The sequence below is a fragment of the Falsiroseomonas oleicola genome, assembly GCF_019029495.1.
Classification (GTDB): Bacteria; Pseudomonadota; Alphaproteobacteria; order Acetobacterales; family Acetobacteraceae; genus Falsiroseomonas; species Falsiroseomonas oleicola.
On record NZ_JAERQM010000002.1, the window covers coordinates 597233 to 611469 of the forward strand.

Sequence of the window (14237 nt, forward strand, 5' to 3'; positions counted from 1 at the left end):
ACCGATGAACCTGCTCCAGCAGTTCGAGGCCGCCCAGCAGGCGCGCCTCTCCGCCAACCGGGCGACCCCGGCCTTCGATGCGGGCGATACCGTCCGCGTCATGGTGAAGGTCGTGGAAGGCGAGCGCACGCGTATCCAGGCCTATGAAGGCGTCTGCATCGCCCGCAGCAACCGCGGCCTGAACAGCAACTTCACCGTGCGCAAGCTGTCCTATGGCGAGGGCGTGGAGCGCATCTTCCCGCTCTATTCGCCGAATGTGGCGGAGATCATCGTGGTCCGCCGCGGCAAGGTGCGGCGCGCCAAGCTGTATTACCTGCGTGGCCGGACCGGCAAGTCCGCGCGCATCGAGGAGCGGGCGCGCGACAAGCGCGAAACCGCGGCAGCCTGATCCGGCATCGGCCCCGCCAATGATGGCGGGGCCTTTGGGCTGGGGGGCGAGAAGGCAAAGGGGAAAGCGATGGCCAAGCCACGCACGCTGTTCGACAAGATCTGGGACGCCCATGTGGTGGATACGCTGCCGGATGGCACCGCGGTCCTCTACATCGACAAGCACCTCACCCACGAAGTCACCAGCCCCCAGGCCTTCGAAGGCCTTCGCCTCGCCGGCCGCAAGCTGCGCCGGCCGGATGCCACCATTGCGGTGGTCGACCACAACATCGCCACCGACAGCAGCCGCTACGGCCGCATCGAGGATCCGGAAAGCCGCCAGCAGGTCGAGACGCTGGAGCGGAACGTCGTCGAATTCGGCGTGCCCTATATCCCGCTGACCGATATCCGCCAGGGCATCGTGCATGTGATCGGCCCGGAGCTGGGCCTGTCCCTGCCGGGCATGACGCTGGTCTGCGGTGACAGCCACACCTCGACTCATGGCGCGCTCGGCGCGCTCGCCTTCGGCATCGGCACGTCGGAGGTGGAGCATGTGATGGCCACCCAGACGCTGCTCCAGAAGCCGGCGAAGAACATGCGGGTCACGGTGAACGGCACGCTGACGCCGGGCTGCACCGCCAAGGACATCGTGCTGGCCATCATCGGCAAGATCGGCACCGGCGGCGGCACCGGCCATGTCATCGAATATGCCGGCGAGGCGATCCGTGCCCTCGACATGGCCGGGCGCATGACGCTCTGCAACATGACCATCGAGGCCGGCGCCCGCGCCGGCATGGTGGCACCGGACCAGACCACCTTCGACTATGTGAAGGGCCGCCCCTTCGCACCAAAGGGCGAGGCCTTCGACCGCGCCGTCGCCTGGTGGTCCACTTTGCCGACCGATGAGGGTGCGCATTTCGACAAGGAAGTGGTGCTCGACGCCGCCGAGATCGCGCCGCAGGTCACCTGGGGCACGAACCCCGAGGCCGTGCTGCCGATCACCGGCGAAGTGCCCGACCCGGCCTTGGTCGAGGATGAGGACCGCCGCGCGCAGATGGCGCGGATGCTGCAGTACATGGACCTTCAGCCCGGCCAGAAGCTGGAAGGGCTGAAGATCGACGTCGCCTTCATCGGCTCCTGCACCAATTCCCGCATCGAGGACATCCGCGCCGCAGCCGCCGTGGCCCGTGGCCGCAAGGTGGCGGAGGGCGTGCGCGCCCTGGTCGTCCCCGGCTCCGGCCTGGTGAAGAAGCAGGCGGAGGATGAGGGGCTGGACGTCATCCTGAAGACGGCCGGCTTCGAATGGCGGGAGGCCGGCTGCTCCATGTGCCTCGGCATGAATCCGGACAAGCTGACCCCGGGCCAGCGCAGCGCCAGCACCTCGAACCGCAATTTCGAGGGCCGCCAGGGCCCGGGCGGCCGCACGCATCTCGTCTCCCCGGCCATGGCCGCGGCGGCGGCGGTGCACGGCCATCTGGTCGATATCCGCAAGGTCGAGATCAAGGAGGGCGTGTGAGATGCGGGCTTTCACCACACTCACCGGCGTGGCCGCGCCGATGCCGGCCGCCAATATCGACACCGACAAGATCATCCCGGCGCGCTTCCTGAAGACCATCGCCCGCACCGGCCTGGGCAAGAGCCTCTTCGCCAATATGCGCTACCGGGAGGACGGGTCGGAGAATCCCGACTTCGTCCTGAACCAGGAGCCGTATCGCCACGCGGAAATCCTGATCGCCTTCGACAATTTCGGCTGCGGCTCCTCCCGCGAACATGCGCCCTGGGCGCTGCTGGATTTCGGCATCCGCTGCGTCATCGCGCCGGATTTCGCCGATATCTTCCATTCCAACAGCTTCAAGAACGGCGTGCTGCCGGTGGCCCTGCCGCGCGCGGTCTGCGAGCAGTTGATGGAAGATGCGCGGATGGGCGGCAATGCGCGCCTGACGGTGGATCTGGAACGCCAGGTGGTGGTGCGCCCCAACGGCGAGGAAATTCCCTTCCAGATCGACCCCTTCCGCCGCCACCTGCTGCTGAACGGCCTGGACGATATCGGCCAGACGCTTCAGCACGCCCCGGCGATCGACAGCTTCGAGGCGAAGCAGCGCGCCGCCCAGCCCTGGCTGTATGCCGAGGCCTGAGACCAAGGACCTGCCTGACCGGCTCTGGCGGCGCCTGGGCGGTCGGGCAGGGTCTTTCCGACTCCCCTGACCAGGATGAACGCCAAGATGCCCGCCAACAAAAAGCTCCTCATCCTGCCCGGCGACGGCATCGGGCCGGAAGTGATGCGCGAAGTGCGCCGCATCATCGACTGGATGGACCGCCGTCGCAGCGTGACCTTCGACATCAATGAGGGCCTGGTCGGCGGCGCCGCGCTGGACGCTACCGGCTCTCCCTGCCCGGATGAGACGGTGGCCGCGGCCAGCGCCGCCGATGCGGTGCTGTTCGGCTCCGTCGGCGGCCCGAAATGGGACAGCCTGCCCTTCGACCAGCGGCCGGAACTCGGCATTTTGCGGCTGCGCAAGGATCTGCAGCTCTTCGCCAATCTGCGCCCGGCCGTGGTGCTGGCCCCGCTGGTGGAGGCTTCCGCCCTGCGGGCCGATCTCGTCCGCGGCCTCGACATCATGATCGTGCGCGAGACGACCGGCGGCATCTATTTCGGCGAGCCGCGCGGCATCCATGTGAATGAGCAGGGCAAGCGCGTCGGCATCGACACCGAGGTCTATTCCGAGGACGAGATTTCCCGCGTTGCCCGCGTGGCCTTCGACCTGGCGCGCAAGCGCCGCAACAAGGTGACGAGCGTCGAGAAGGCGAATGTCATGCAGTCCGGCCGCTTGTGGCGCGCCGTGGTGGGTGAGGTCGGCAAGGCCGAATACCCCGACGTCGAGCTGGAGCACATGTATGCCGACAACTGCGCCATGCAGCTGGCCAGCCGGCCGAAGCAGTTCGACGTGGTGCTCGGCGGCAACCTGTTCGGCGACGTGCTGTCGGACCTCGCGGCGGCGCTGACGGGCTCGCTCGGCATGTTGCCCTCCGCCACCATCGGCGCCGTGCAGGCCGATGGCCGCCGCCATGCGCTGTACGAGCCGATCCATGGCAGCGCGCCGGATATCGCCGGCAAGGGCATCGCCAATCCCTGCGCGCAGATCCTGTCCTTCGCCATGCTGCTGCGCCTGTCCTTCGACATGGATGAGGATGCGACGCTGATCGAGAAGTCGGTCGAGAAGGTGCTGGCCGGCGGCCTGCGCACCGCCGACATCATGGCCCCGGGCATGGCCCGCGTCGGCACCACGGTGATGGGCGAGGCGGTGCTGCGGGAGCTGGAGAAGCTCTCCGCCTGACCTCAGAAGCACTTGAATCGCAAGCAACAAATCCGCCGGACGCGATCGCGCCGGCGGATTTTTTTTGCCCTGGAATCTGTCTCCGCGGGGTTGCGTCCCCCCGGCTCCCCCGCTATTTACCGGCACCTGCGCGGGACCCGTAGCTCAATTGGATAGAGCACCAGACTACGGATCTGGGGGTTAGGAGTTCGAATCTCTTCGGGTCCGCCAGGTTTTCCAATCCCTTAGCGACGGCCGGCTGTCAGCCTGTTGCACAATGGTTGCAGAACGTCTGAGGCGTTGTGCAACAGCTATCGGCGGCGCGGCGCCATGGGGATAACGCTTGGGCCGGGCGCCGCCTCCCACGCATCCATCGCCAGGGCGGCCACGTCACGCCGGCGGGGCAGGTAGGTGTCGATGATCGCCTGCGTGTAGTCGATCTTCCAGCCGGCGATGGCGGCGATCTGCGGCACGGTGGCGCCGGCCAGTGCCATCTGCACTACCCCGGTCCGCCGCAGGTCTCGGCGTTGCAGATCCAGAATCAGCCCGGCGCGGATGATGGCCTTGGCCTTGGCGCGGCCGTCACGGTTGCGGGGCAGGCCGCCGCGGGCGCGCATCGCCTGCCGCGCCAGGCGCAGGTTCACCCGATCAATCACCCGGTCCCAGGTTCGCGAGAAATTCCGACGGCTCCAGGGCAGGCCGGTGGGGCTGGGCAGCAGCAGCGTGGATGCTGAGGTGCCCTTCCGGATTCGCGGCGGCGCAGGTTCCGGCCGCAGCATCTCCTCGGCCAGGACGGCATGGCACGGCACGTCCAGCAGCGCGCCCGTCTTGGCCTGGCGCAGCCGGATCCAGGTGCGCCCCTCCCCAACCCAGACCATCGGCGTGCCCATGGCCAGCACATCCGAGAGCCGTTGCACGCTGTACAGCAGCAGCGCCATCGCCTTGCGTACCCGAGGCATGTCCAGCTCGCTGGCGATCTGCAGCACGGCATCAATGTGATGCTGCGGCCAGACCTGGTCGCGAGGGCGTGTGTCGAACATCTCGAACCCCTCCACCGGGTTCTGCGCCAGTTCCGGCAGTTGCAGCTCATCCTTCCCGTAGTTCAGCACCAGGCGGAGGGTGCGGAGGATGGCGTTGCCGCGGAAGGGGCGATCCCGGTAGCCGGCGTGGAACACCGCCACGGCCTTCCGGGTAATGCCGGCCAGGGGCACAGCTTCCCAGGCCTCGCGCAGGATCTCGATATGGTCGGCATATTCCGCCTTGGTCCTCGGCGCCTTTTTGCCGTAGCCGGTGCTGCCCAGGTACAGCGCGGCCAGTTCCCCGAAGCTGCCGGTCGGCGGGCGGCGCGGAGCCTCTGGCGCTTCGCGGGCGGTGGACAGGGCCACGGCCTGGTCGCGCGTCATGCCGTCCCGCTCCCGGCCCAGCAGGGCGCCGGATCGGCGGTGGTAGAAGTCGGTCGTGGTGGTTCCGTCCGCCAGCTTACGCCTGACGGCGTTGAGCCCGCTGCTTACCGGCCTGGGCATTCTGCGCTCCCGCAATGGCTGCCGCCTCCGCGCCCGCCCGCATCGCGGCCGCGACCTCGGGGGGCGATGGGCAGAGGCCGGAGGCCTGGTCGGCCGCAGCGTCCAGCGCCCGGCGGTCCCATGTCAACCGCTGGCCCTCGGCGCCGCGAAGCCGGGGCGGCGGCCATTCCCCCCGGGCGACCTCGCCCAGGAAGGTGTCGAGCGAGACGCCGAGATAGGCCGCCGCCTCCTCGCGCGACAGATAGCGGGGCTCCATACCCGGCGGCAGCGCGGCCCTGCGGCCGGCGCCAGGTGTGGCGCGAGCGGTCATTTGGCCCCCGTCAGCCGCGCCAGCAGCGTCCGGATGCTGCGCTTGCCGGCCAGGGGCTGGCCGGTGGCGCGGGCGGCGGTGATGGAGAGGTCCAGCAGCCGCTCGGCGCAGGCGATGGCCTCGGCGGCGCGCTGATTCTCGGCGGCACGGGTGGTGCCGGCTGCGCGATCGCTGGCCTCGTAATGCGTGTCGGCACGGTCGCGGCAGGCCTGCTCGGCGGCGCGGAGGCCGGCCAGGAAGGCGCGGGCCAGAGGCTCGGATGCGGCACGCAGCTCCCTGGCCTGCTGGATCACGCGGGCGGCGCGGGCGTCGCCGTGGATGGGGCTAGGGTTAGGCATCGGCTGCCTCATATCCATCGCAGAGCCCTGCGGCTGTGCTGACCGTGGCGTCTCCGGCTGCGATATGCTCTGGCGTGGTGTCCTGATGGCACCAACGGTAAGCGGAAGGGTCTCCCGGCATCCATTTCACCAGCGACGCGGGCACGTTGGTCGCGGGCGCAGTGCCCCAGTACCGACAGGTGGCGCAGCTACGCCTGTCGGCTTGGTCACCGCGGATGGGGTTGGCGGCCGGCGTCACGGGCACCACCCCTGCCGCCGGCAGTTGTCGCAGCCTGGACTGACGCGGAGGCACCCGGACCACGGGTTGAAGGTGTGGTCGGTCCATTCGATCTTGCTGTCCTGGCCCATCACACCCTCATCGGCATGAGGACCGCGATCGCGTCATCCTCCTGGATCAGCGCCGGCGTGTCGCTCGCCTTGATCTGCGCGCGGAATCCGTTCGGCAGGGCGGCGCAGAGGTCGCGCAGGTAGCGGGCCTGGATGCTAAGGGGCGGCCCGCCCGGCGCCTCCCACACCGCCACGGTGTCCGACAGGTCGATCGTCGCCTCGCCGGCATCCAGCGAGGCGCCTTGCAGGGTCACGCCCAGGCCGTCCTCGGCCGCGCCGAGCCGCACCGGCTTGGCCTTGCCCTCGCCCATGATGCTGACCGTGGTGATGTGCTTGGCGAGCGTCCCCGGGGCGGGCACATGCAGCACGGTGCCGCCCGGCGCGGGAATCACCCGGTCGTATTCCGGGAACTGGCCGTCGATCAGCTTGCTGTCCATCTGCCAGTCCCGGCCGGCGACCGACAGCAGGTTGTCGGTGGCGGTCACCTCCACCGCGGCGCCGGTCGCCTCGCCCTCCAGCAGCGCCGCCAGGGCGCCGCAGGTGGCGCGGGGCACGATCATGCCGGGCATGTCCGCCGGCGCCGCTGCCGAGGCGCGGGCATCCGCCAGCGCCACGAACAGGCGGTGCCCATCGGTGGCGCTGCCTGCCAGGATTCGGGTGGCGCCATCCTGCCGCAGGTGCAGATAGATGCCGTTGAGGTAGTAGCGGGCGGTCTCCGTGGAGATCGCATGCGCCGGCCGGGTCAGCAGGCGGCGCAGCTCGGCGGCGTCCACCTCCCAGGCCTTGCCGCGCTTGCGGGTGACGCTCGGGAAGTCCTCCACCGGCAGGGTCATCAGCCGCGCGCGGAGGCTGCCGATGCGCAGAATGAGCGCGTCGCCATCGCAGTCCATCGTCAGTGTCGCCGTCTCGGCCGAGTCCGCCGACGCCACCAGTCCCATCAGGCGCTCGGCATTGACGGTGGCCGGCGACAGGTCGCCGTCGGCATCGGTGGAGGCGGTGACGTGGATCTCCATGTCCGTGCCGGTCACGGTCAGCCGGCCGCCGGTCGCGGCGATCAGCACGTTGGCGAGGATGGGCACGGTGGCCTTGCGCTCCGCGCCCTGGTTGGCGGCGGCCAGCACGGCGCGGAGATCTTCGGCGGTCAGTTGCACTTCGCCACCGGGCTCGGCGGCGGGCTTGCGGCGGGCGGTCATGGTGCGATCCTTCGGCCTTCGCGCATGCGCTTGCGGGCCTCCGCGTTGTCCAGGCGGCGACGGGCGGCCTTGCCGATGGGAGTGGTCACCCAGGTGGCGTATTTGGCGTGGCGGTCGCACAGCTTGTGGCAGACGGTCGTGCCCTCATCCCGGCAGATCGTCTCGCCGTCCCAGCCGCAGGTGACCGGGTCGCGTGGCGCGTCGAACACGGTGGCGTCGGCGGCGCGCTGGGCCTCGTGCTGCTGGCGCGTCGCGCGCGCGGCGTCGTCCACGATCCAGCGGTCGTAGGCGGCGCGGCGGTCGCAGGCGTGCTGGCAGTGATCCTCGGCGCGGGCGGGGCAGGGGCTGGCGCCATCCCAGGGGCAGGCGCGCGGGGCCTCGGGCGGTGGCGCGGGCGGCGGCTCAGGCGCGCGGGCCAGGCCTAGCCGGCGCATCTGGGCCTGCCAGGTGGCCAGCGCGCAGTCCTCGGCCGTGTCGCCGTCGCTGGTCCTCCAGCCGCAATGGCAGCGGTCGGCGCCGGCGGCGCGGTCGCAGGGCGCGGGCTCGGGCTCCAGCTCCGGCAGGGGCGCGCCGAAGGCGGTCTCGGCCAGGTGCATGTTCGGGGTGTTGCCGGTCAGGGCGGCGCGCATGGTGCCGACCTTGCCGGGCTTGATCTCGGCGGCCTGGGCCAGCTCGCGCAGCGTGTCGGCGGAGAGGGTGGCCAGCAGGTCCGCGCGATCGAGGCGCGGCATCACGGCGCCGGCGCCGACCAGCATGCCGATCCATTCCGCGGCGGGGCCGCTGCCATTGCCAGCCTTGGTCTGGTCGCAGATCAGGATGCGGGCGACGGCCTCCCGCGCGATGTGGTCGAGCATCTCGCGATGACGGCGCGCGTCGGGCTCGGCGAAGGCGGCGAAGGTGGCGGCGGCGATATCCTCGAAATCCGTGCGGCCGTATTTGTTGCCACGCTCGCCGTGGACGGTCAGGTTGCGGGCGGACAGGGCCAGCAGCAGCAGGGCGAGGGCGGGCGTGGCGGGCGCCGGGCGGTCGCGGAGCGCGGCGCGCAGGGCATCGGTGCGCAGCTCCGCCAGCAGTTGGCGGCCCGCCTCGGTCAGGCGCGGCTTGGGTGCGGGCGGCGGCGGCGGTTCGTCGGCCTCGCCGGCGTCGGCATCATCATCATCATCATGGTCATCGCCGCGCCCGGCGTCGGGCTCCGGCGTGTCCTCGGCCGGCGGTGTGTCGTGGCCGGCGGGCAGGGGCGCCTTGACCCTTGTCGCGGGGCGTTCGGTGGCGGGGGCGCGGGCGGCCTCGGACCGGACATCGCCGTTCGCGTCGACCCACACGAAACCCGTGATGCCCCGTGGCATCTTCGCATCGCCGAAGGTCCAGCCGCCGGTGTGCTGCCAGCCCTTGGGCAGCTTCGCGTCGCCGTGCTTGTCGACGGTCGCAATCTGCAACCGGCCGCGCGAATCCTCCACGCGCTTGGCCAGGGCGGCGCGCTGCGCCTCCATGAAGCCCTCGATGTCCGTGGTGGCGAATTGGGCGGGCGTGCCGGGCTCGGCGAACAGATCCTCCTCGAACACCACGCCGGCGAGGTCCGTGTCGAAGATCGCGCGCTCGCGGAAGATGCGCCGCTGGCTGCAGGCGTGGGCGATGAAGTGCCAGGCGGGCTCATGGCCCTCCGGCGTCTTGGCCATGGCGGCGGCCTGCACGTCGAGCGGGGCCATGGCCATGATGGCCAGGTAGTCGGCGTGCGGCATGCCATGCGCCTCGATGGCGGCCAGCACGGTGGGGTGCAGCCGGGACAGTTTGTCGAGGCGCCTGGCCAGGCGTTGCGACAGGCCCAGGGCCTCGGCGGCCATGTCCAGCGTCCAGCCGAGATCCTGCAACTGCCGGATCGCGCGCCACTGGTCGACGGGCGCGAGGGCGGCGCGCTGGATGTTCGCGGCGGCCTCGATCGCGGTGGCGTCGGCATCCGTCAGGTCGGCGCGCTCGACGGCGGCGATGGTCTCCAGCTCGGCGGCCTTGGCGGCGGCAAGGCGGCGGCGCCCGTCGACCAGCAGCCACAGCGCGGCGTCGGCGGGATGCGGGCGCACGATGATGGGCACCAGCAGGCCGAGCGCCTGGACGGTGGACAGCAGGTTGGCGTCCTGCTGCGCCGTCGCGCGCACCCGGCGCAGCCCATCCTCCGGCACCACGATGGAGGCGAGGGGGATGGTGAGGGCGAGGCCGCTGTTGGGGCGGGCGGTCATGGCGTCGGGCTCTCCGGTGCGAGGGTCAGGCCGGTGCCGGCCAGCAGCTCCCGGGCTGTGTCGATGCGGTCCTGCCGCGTGGCGTCGTCGTGCAGCACGACCAGGATGGTCGGGGTGCCGAGGCGGCGACGGCCGGGGATGGGGAAGGGTGGCAGCAACTCGGCGGGCTCGGGCGGCCAGGGGCGGCGCGGGGTCATCGGCGTGGGGCCGCCTCGGCCAGCAGGTCGCGGGCCATGCGGCTGGCGGCCAGGTGGTTGGTGCCGGCCTCGATCGCCGCGGCGATGGCCTGGCCGACGCGCTGCGCCCGGCCGCGCAGCAGGGCCAGCGCCTCCGCCGGCATGCGGCAGGACAGCAGCGCGGCGATGCTGGCCAGGGCCAGGCGCTCGTCACCCGTCAGGGCCAGCGCGGTCACGGCTGGTGAAGCTGGCCGCTCGGGCCGCTGGGCGTGGCGGGCGGGCGCTGGATCCAGCAACCGCGCCTCGGGGGCGGCGTGGGCTCGGCGGTCGGCGCGGTGGGGTGTGGCGGGCGCGAAGAGGGATGATTGCATCGGGCGCTGCTCCGGGCGTGGAAAACGCGGGCGAACCACCCGCAATGGGGCCAGCGGCAGGTGGTGCAGGGGCGGGTGGGCGCGAACATCAGGCGCGCGCCTTGTCGCGGTCGGCGCTGGCGAGGTCGTCGCGTAGGATGGCGGCGACGGTCACGGCGCGATCCGGCGGCCAGCCGAAATACTCGGCGAGGTAGCTGGCGTCGGTGCTGGGCCTGCGCAGCAGAACGCGCGCCTCCGCGATATCCTGCGGCCACAGGCCGTCCAGCGCCGGGTCCTGCGGCAGGTCCTTGGCGGCGCGCGGGCCGCGCGGGCGATGGCGCCGGTTGGGCAGGCGGAGGCGGCGCGCGGCCTGCCAGCGGAGCGCGTCGGGTGCCGGAACATCCGGGCCGGGCAGGGCGGACAGGCGCTGGCGGATTTCGGGCACGGTCAGGTCCTTGGCGGGCCAGAGGGTGCGCAGCAGCGCCGCGCGCTCCGGCGTCAGCCAATCGGGCTGCTGGGCGGCGGGGCGGGCGCGGGTCATGCGGCACCTGCCGTGCGCGCCAACAGGCGCCACTCGGCGATCCAGGTGCTGACGGTGGCCAGCGGGATGCCGAAGTCCGCGGCAATGTCGCGGGCGGTGCCGCCGCCCGCGAACATCGCGCGGGCCTCCGCCTTGTCCGGGTGCTCGGCCGGCAGGTCGGCGCGTCGCCCGGTGCCATGGCGGCCGTGCTCGGGGCGCGCTGGCGGCGCGGCGGCAGGCGCCTTGTCGCGGTCGGCGCTGGCGATTTCGTCGAGCAGCTCGGCGGCGATCCGCTTGGCATCCGGCGGCGCCCAGCCAAACCACTGGGCGAGCTTTTCGTGGTCGCAACTGGAATTCCGCATCATCTCCCGCGCCTCCGCGACGTCCTTCGGCAGGATGGCCGGCGGCGGGGCCTCGGCCTTCGGCGGCTTCGGGGCAGGGCTGGGCCTGGCGGTGCCGGGCGCCTTGCTGACCGGTTCCGGCCTGGCGCGCGCGGGCGGCGGCGTCGCGGGGCGGCGCAGCCCCATCTTGGCCGCCTGGATGCCGGCCCGCTTCGCGGTGACGGTCGGGCCGGGCTCCGCATTGATGGCGGCCGTGATGTCCTGGATGGGGTCGCCGGCCGGGTAGCGCGCCGTCAGGATGGCGCGGCGCGCCTCGGTCCAGGTGGTGCCGGTGCGGCGCGGGCTATCCATTGGCGCAGGCCGCGGCTTGGGGGGGGCACTGCCCCGGCCGGCGGGGCTTCCACCCGCTGCGCCCCGGCCGTGGGGGGAGGGTTCGGCGGGCGGGCTCTGCCCGATTCCGCCCTCGGCCGTGCAAGCGGCGTGGGCGGTTTCCGCCTCGGGCGGCGGGCTCTCCGCCGCCGGGGCCGGGGCGGCCGGCGGGGCGGAGGGCAGGGTGGTGTGGTCGGCGGCGGCCAGGTCGGCGGCCATCTGAGCGCCGGTGATGTTGAGGGCGTTGGCCAGGATGCTCGCGGCCGATGGCCCTGCCTCGGCCGGCAGGACGACGCAGGTGGCGTCGTGCATGTCCGTCGGGCCGAGGGCCGCCGGGGCGGGCGGCGGCGGGGCGCTGGCGACAAAAAGGGCGCGCATCGTCGCGAGCGAGGGCGCGGGATCGGCGGGCAGGGTCTCCGCGATCAGCTCGGCGCCGATCAGCGCGGCGCCGAGGTAGTGGCGGGCGGCGTCGGGCGCGCCGTCATACAGGCGGCGGAGGGTGGCCAGCCGGTGGGTGGCGGGGGTCATGGCGTCATGCCTTGGACGATGATGCCTACGCCGAGCGCGACCTCGATGGCTGCCGCGCCCAGCAGGATCAGCGCGGCGAGGGCCAGATCCCGCGCGGTGCGGGCAGGTCGCGGGCCAGCAGGCGGGCGGTGGCCTGGGCGGGATAGGGGGCATCGGCCACCTGTGGCGCGAGGCGCTGGCAGGTCTCCGCCACCTGCCGAAGCTGCTGCGCCAGCGTCTGGCCCCAGGCGCGGGACGGGCGATGTTCCGGCGGCAGGGCTGCCGCCAATTGCTCGATCGCCTCCGCCGAGATCAGCAGGGCGTCGGCATGGTAGGGCGGTGGGACCTGCGGCAGGTGGTGCAGCAGCATGGTCAGCCGGGCCAGGGTGCGGGTGAGGTCGGGCATGGCTGGTTACTCCGGCCGGCAAAGCGGCGATGCGGGTCAGGGCCTCGGCGGCCATCTGGCCGATGCGGGCCAGGGTCTGATCCGCCTGTTCGGCGGTGCAGAGCTGGATGGCGACGGTGCGGGCGTAGGCCACGCCGGCCGCGTAGCGGTGCTGGCTGACCTGGAGGGGCGTGGTGGTGCGATCCAGGTCAGCCTGGATGCTCTCCTCCAGTTGCCAGTTCCAATCGAGGCATTCCGGCGGAGGGGCAAAGGTGAAGCGGGTCATGGCGCCGGCGCCCCAGGCGCCGCCACGTAGCCGATCTTGGCGGAAGTGCGGTCGAACTTGCGGCGGATCGCCGTGGCCAGGTCGATGCCGGCGGCCTGCGCCATCAGGTCGAGATAGATGGCGCAGTCGGCGATTTCGTCGGCCATCTTGGTGCAAAGCGCGTCTTCGGTTTCCGCGTTGAATCGGCCGAGGCCGTCGCGCACCCGGTTCAGCTTCTTGGCGATGTTCGCGGCCTCGCCGAGTTCGCCGAGGGTCGCGGTCATCCAGTCCGACAGGGACCAGTCGTGGAGCCGGTGGCCAAAGCCGTTCGGCGCCTCGCAGCGCGTGCGGTTTTCGACGCCGAATGCCCTAAGGTCGAAGCCGGGCTGGCGCGCGGCCGGGAGGTGCGGGGCGACGGCTTCCAGCACGCGCCGCACGTCGGCGATGTGGCCGGGGCCGGGCCTGCCGCCGTGGAAGGTGTCCGCATGCTCGCGCGCCATCGGCGTCATCAGCGCCAGGGCGGCGGCTTCGAGGATGTGGGGCGGCCAGGCGGGCGCCACGGGCGGGGTGCGTTCTGACATCACAGCGCGGCCTCCCCAACCGCGATCGCGGCGCGGGCGGCGCGCCAGGTGGCGAGGGTTTGGGGGCCGATGTCCTGGGCGCGGGCCAGGGCGCTGTCAGGACCCGCCGGGCATTGGGTGGTCAGCAGCAGGTCGAAGGAGCGCAGGGCCTCCAGCATCTGCTGCACCACATCCGCCGGGATACCGGGCTGGCGCGGGGCGGCCAGGGCCTGGGCCGTGGCGCGGGGCAGTGGCGGGATGGTGAGGTGGGGCGCGAGGTGCGCGGAGCCGGCATTGCTGCCGTAGCGCCATTCGCGGCCCTCGCCCGCCGGGCTGGGCCAGAAGGCGGGGCGGGCAAGGCCGGCGCCGGCCACGAGCTGCGTGCCGGGTGGGGGTGTGCGGGTGGGCATGGACGCCTCCGTCTGGGGACGGGGGCAAAAATGTCACGCAACGTGACGGGGTGCAATATGAAATGTCACGCGCAGTGACGTAAGAAGATTCGCCTAGGCGGCCGGATGTCGCTTTGGCGGGTCATTCTTTGGCGTCTTCTTGCCTGACCTTCCGGAGCCGGGTGGGCGCCCGCGTTTCCGGCCTGGCCGCGGTGCGGCGGTTTGGTGTTCCTTCATCCCGGCCGGCGGCTTCGGTGTCTCGTGCAAGGCGGTATCGTTCCGGCGCGGCGCGGCGGCGGCGGAGGGTGCCCGCGGATCGACGGCCTGGCGCCGCTCCGCCGCCATAGGCCAGCTCGCGACCGGGCCGTCCATGACGGCGCCCATGCGGGCGCATGCTTCTTCTAAGTCATTCATAATGCCGAATTCTATGTGTCGGCGGTTGCCGAGCATGACCCATTCCATCGGGATGCCGATCTCTTGGGCGCGCGCGAGGGCCAGCACATCCGGCTTGCGCGTGCCGCCTTCCCAGTTGGCCAATGCGGTTCGGCTGGCGCCTATCTGCTTGGCGAGTTGGTCCTGGCTGAGGCGCATTGCCTCCCGCGCCGCCGCAAGGCGTAGGCCTGCCTGGCGCAGTTGCTCGGTGGCGCCGGCGGGGCGCGTTGTCGTTTTCGGCATGCCACAGGTTGTGACGCTGGTGCCGCAGCGCAGCACGACCCGCTTTGACTCGGGATGGTGATTGACGAATGTCACGCTATGTGACGTATGATGCGGGC

Annotated in this window: 19 protein-coding genes and 1 tRNA gene; 6 read left to right on the plus strand and 14 right to left on the minus strand. The window is 71.8% G+C overall.

The window, feature by feature from the left end; translation table 11 throughout:
* Positions 1-4 precede the first annotated feature (4 nt).
* From rplS to JJQ90_RS09615, 5 genes are all read left to right on the plus strand, one after another.
* Entirely contained in the window at positions 5-388 is a 384-nt protein-coding gene (gene rplS, locus JJQ90_RS09595; RefSeq protein ID WP_216874704.1) for a 50S ribosomal protein L19, read from the plus strand.
* Between the two features lie 69 nt (positions 389-457).
* Complete coding sequence (leuC, locus tag JJQ90_RS09600; protein ID WP_216874705.1) at positions 458-1882, plus strand: 3-isopropylmalate dehydratase large subunit; 1425 nt, start codon at positions 458-460, stop codon at positions 1880-1882.
* 1 nt (position 1883) lies between these two features.
* Entirely contained in the window at positions 1884-2501 is a 618-nt protein-coding gene (leuD, locus tag JJQ90_RS09605; protein ID WP_216874706.1) for a 3-isopropylmalate dehydratase small subunit, read from the plus strand.
* 87 nt (positions 2502-2588) lie between these two features.
* The gene (gene leuB, locus JJQ90_RS09610) at positions 2589-3701 is read left to right on the plus strand and encodes a 3-isopropylmalate dehydrogenase (protein WP_216874707.1); all 1113 of its coding nucleotides are present in this window, start codon (positions 2589-2591) and stop codon (positions 3699-3701) included.
* A 133-nt stretch (positions 3702-3834) separates the two neighbouring features.
* Positions 3835-3911, plus strand: a tRNA-Arg gene (locus JJQ90_RS09615).
* A gap of 80 nt (positions 3912-3991) precedes the next feature.
* Here the strand turns inward: JJQ90_RS09615 and JJQ90_RS09620 are convergent.
* The 11 genes from JJQ90_RS09620 to JJQ90_RS09670 all read right to left on the minus strand — a co-directional run bounded on the left by JJQ90_RS09620 (position 3992) and on the right by JJQ90_RS09670 (position 12271).
* Entirely contained in the window at positions 3992-5203 is a 1212-nt protein-coding gene (locus tag JJQ90_RS09620) for a site-specific integrase (protein WP_216874708.1), read from the minus strand.
* Positions 5160-5459, minus strand: coding sequence for a helix-turn-helix transcriptional regulator (locus JJQ90_RS09625; protein WP_230410514.1), 300 nt, complete (start codon positions 5457-5459; stop codon positions 5160-5162). The genes JJQ90_RS09620 and JJQ90_RS09625 overlap by 44 nt, the downstream gene beginning before the upstream one ends.
* A gap of 50 nt (positions 5460-5509) precedes the next feature.
* Positions 5510-5851, minus strand: a complete 342-nt coding sequence (locus JJQ90_RS09630; RefSeq protein ID WP_216874712.1) for a hypothetical protein — start codon at positions 5849-5851, stop codon at positions 5510-5512.
* Positions 5852-6085: 234 nt separating this feature from the next.
* Positions 6086-6199, minus strand: a complete 114-nt coding sequence (locus tag JJQ90_RS27270) for a DUF5131 family protein (RefSeq protein ID WP_216874714.1) — start codon at positions 6197-6199, stop codon at positions 6086-6088.
* Positions 6199-7371, minus strand: a complete 1173-nt coding sequence (locus JJQ90_RS09640; protein WP_216874716.1) for a DNA polymerase III subunit beta — start codon at positions 7369-7371, stop codon at positions 6199-6201. The genes JJQ90_RS27270 and JJQ90_RS09640 overlap by 1 nt, the downstream gene beginning before the upstream one ends.
* Positions 7368-9602, minus strand: a complete 2235-nt coding sequence (locus JJQ90_RS09645) for a ParB/RepB/Spo0J family partition protein (RefSeq protein WP_216874718.1) — start codon at positions 9600-9602, stop codon at positions 7368-7370. The genes JJQ90_RS09640 and JJQ90_RS09645 overlap by 4 nt, the downstream gene beginning before the upstream one ends.
* Positions 9599-9799, minus strand: coding sequence for a hypothetical protein (locus JJQ90_RS09650; protein WP_216874720.1), 201 nt, complete (start codon positions 9797-9799; stop codon positions 9599-9601). Before JJQ90_RS09650 ends, JJQ90_RS09645 begins: the two co-directional genes overlap by 4 nt.
* Positions 9796-10014 carry a hypothetical protein gene (locus JJQ90_RS09655; RefSeq protein WP_216874722.1) on the minus strand — a complete coding sequence of 73 codons (219 nt, stop codon included), beginning with the start codon at positions 10012-10014 and terminating at the stop codon, positions 9796-9798. The genes JJQ90_RS09650 and JJQ90_RS09655 overlap by 4 nt, the downstream gene beginning before the upstream one ends.
* Positions 10015-10237: 223 nt before the next feature.
* Complete coding sequence (locus JJQ90_RS09660) at positions 10238-10669, minus strand: hypothetical protein (protein WP_216874724.1); 432 nt, start codon at positions 10667-10669, stop codon at positions 10238-10240.
* On the minus strand, positions 10666-11886 hold the full coding sequence (locus JJQ90_RS09665; protein WP_216874726.1) for a helix-turn-helix domain-containing protein: 1221 nt from the start codon (positions 11884-11886) through the stop codon (positions 10666-10668). The genes JJQ90_RS09660 and JJQ90_RS09665 overlap by 4 nt, the downstream gene beginning before the upstream one ends.
* 67 nt (positions 11887-11953) lie before the next feature.
* A complete protein-coding gene (locus JJQ90_RS09670; RefSeq protein ID WP_216874728.1) occupies positions 11954-12271 on the minus strand; it encodes a hypothetical protein in 318 nt (105 codons plus the stop codon).
* Here JJQ90_RS09670 and JJQ90_RS09675 point away from each other — a divergent pair.
* Entirely contained in the window at positions 12270-12566 is a 297-nt protein-coding gene (locus tag JJQ90_RS09675; protein ID WP_216874730.1) for a hypothetical protein, read from the plus strand. The genes JJQ90_RS09670 and JJQ90_RS09675 overlap by 2 nt on opposite strands.
* Here JJQ90_RS09675 and JJQ90_RS09680 read toward each other — a convergent pair.
* The 3 genes from JJQ90_RS09680 to JJQ90_RS09690 all read right to left on the minus strand — a co-directional run bounded on the left by JJQ90_RS09680 (position 12533) and on the right by JJQ90_RS09690 (position 14214).
* Positions 12533-13075 (minus strand): hypothetical protein, encoded by a 543-nt coding sequence (locus JJQ90_RS09680; protein ID WP_216874732.1) that lies wholly within the window; start codon positions 13073-13075, stop codon positions 12533-12535. The genes JJQ90_RS09675 and JJQ90_RS09680 overlap by 34 nt on opposite strands.
* 20 nt (positions 13076-13095) lie before the next feature.
* Positions 13096-13485: a hypothetical protein gene (locus JJQ90_RS09685; RefSeq protein ID WP_216874734.1), complete on the minus strand. Its 390-nt coding sequence runs from the start codon at positions 13483-13485 to the stop codon at positions 13096-13098.
* Between the two features lie 93 nt (positions 13486-13578).
* The gene (locus tag JJQ90_RS09690) at positions 13579-14214 is read right to left on the minus strand and encodes a helix-turn-helix domain-containing protein (protein ID WP_216874736.1); all 636 of its coding nucleotides are present in this window, start codon (positions 14212-14214) and stop codon (positions 13579-13581) included.
* Between the last annotated feature and the right edge of the window lie 23 nt (positions 14215-14237).

Bases quoted from the DNA above. Each gene is read 5' to 3' on its own strand.
- rplS (WP_216874704.1), top strand. From the start codon at position 5: ATGAACCTGCTCCAGCAGTTCGAGGCCGCCCAGCAGGCGCGCCTCTCC.
- leuC (WP_216874705.1), top strand. From the start codon at position 458: ATGGCCAAGCCACGCACGCTGTTCGACAAGATCTGGGACGCCCATGTG.
- leuD (WP_216874706.1), top strand. From the start codon at position 1,884: ATGCGGGCTTTCACCACACTCACCGGCGTGGCCGCGCCGATGCCGGCC.
- leuB (WP_216874707.1), top strand. From the start codon at position 2,589: ATGCCCGCCAACAAAAAGCTCCTCATCCTGCCCGGCGACGGCATCGGG.
- JJQ90_RS09620 (WP_216874708.1), bottom strand. From the start codon at position 5,203: ATGCCCAGGCCGGTAAGCAGCGGGCTCAACGCCGTCAGGCGTAAGCTG.
- JJQ90_RS09625 (WP_230410514.1), bottom strand. From the start codon at position 5,459: ATGGAGCCCCGCTATCTGTCGCGCGAGGAGGCGGCGGCCTATCTCGGC.
- JJQ90_RS09630 (WP_216874712.1), bottom strand. From the start codon at position 5,851: ATGCCTAACCCTAGCCCCATCCACGGCGACGCCCGCGCCGCCCGCGTG.
- JJQ90_RS27270 (WP_216874714.1), bottom strand. From the start codon at position 6,199: ATGGGCCAGGACAGCAAGATCGAATGGACCGACCACACCTTCAACCCG.
- JJQ90_RS09640 (WP_216874716.1), bottom strand. From the start codon at position 7,371: ATGACCGCCCGCCGCAAGCCCGCCGCCGAGCCCGGTGGCGAAGTGCAA.
- JJQ90_RS09645 (WP_216874718.1), bottom strand. From the start codon at position 9,602: ATGACCGCCCGCCCCAACAGCGGCCTCGCCCTCACCATCCCCCTCGCC.
- JJQ90_RS09650 (WP_216874720.1), bottom strand. From the start codon at position 9,799: ATGACCCCGCGCCGCCCCTGGCCGCCCGAGCCCGCCGAGTTGCTGCCA.
- JJQ90_RS09660 (WP_216874724.1), bottom strand. From the start codon at position 10,669: ATGACCCGCGCCCGCCCCGCCGCCCAGCAGCCCGATTGGCTGACGCCG.
- JJQ90_RS09665 (WP_216874726.1), bottom strand. From the start codon at position 11,886: ATGACCCCCGCCACCCACCGGCTGGCCACCCTCCGCCGCCTGTATGAC.
- JJQ90_RS09675 (WP_216874730.1), top strand. From the start codon at position 12,270: ATGGCTGGTTACTCCGGCCGGCAAAGCGGCGATGCGGGTCAGGGCCTC.
- JJQ90_RS09670 (WP_216874728.1), bottom strand. From the start codon at position 12,271: ATGCCCGACCTCACCCGCACCCTGGCCCGGCTGACCATGCTGCTGCAC.
- JJQ90_RS09685 (WP_216874734.1), bottom strand. From the start codon at position 13,485: ATGCCCACCCGCACACCCCCACCCGGCACGCAGCTCGTGGCCGGCGCC.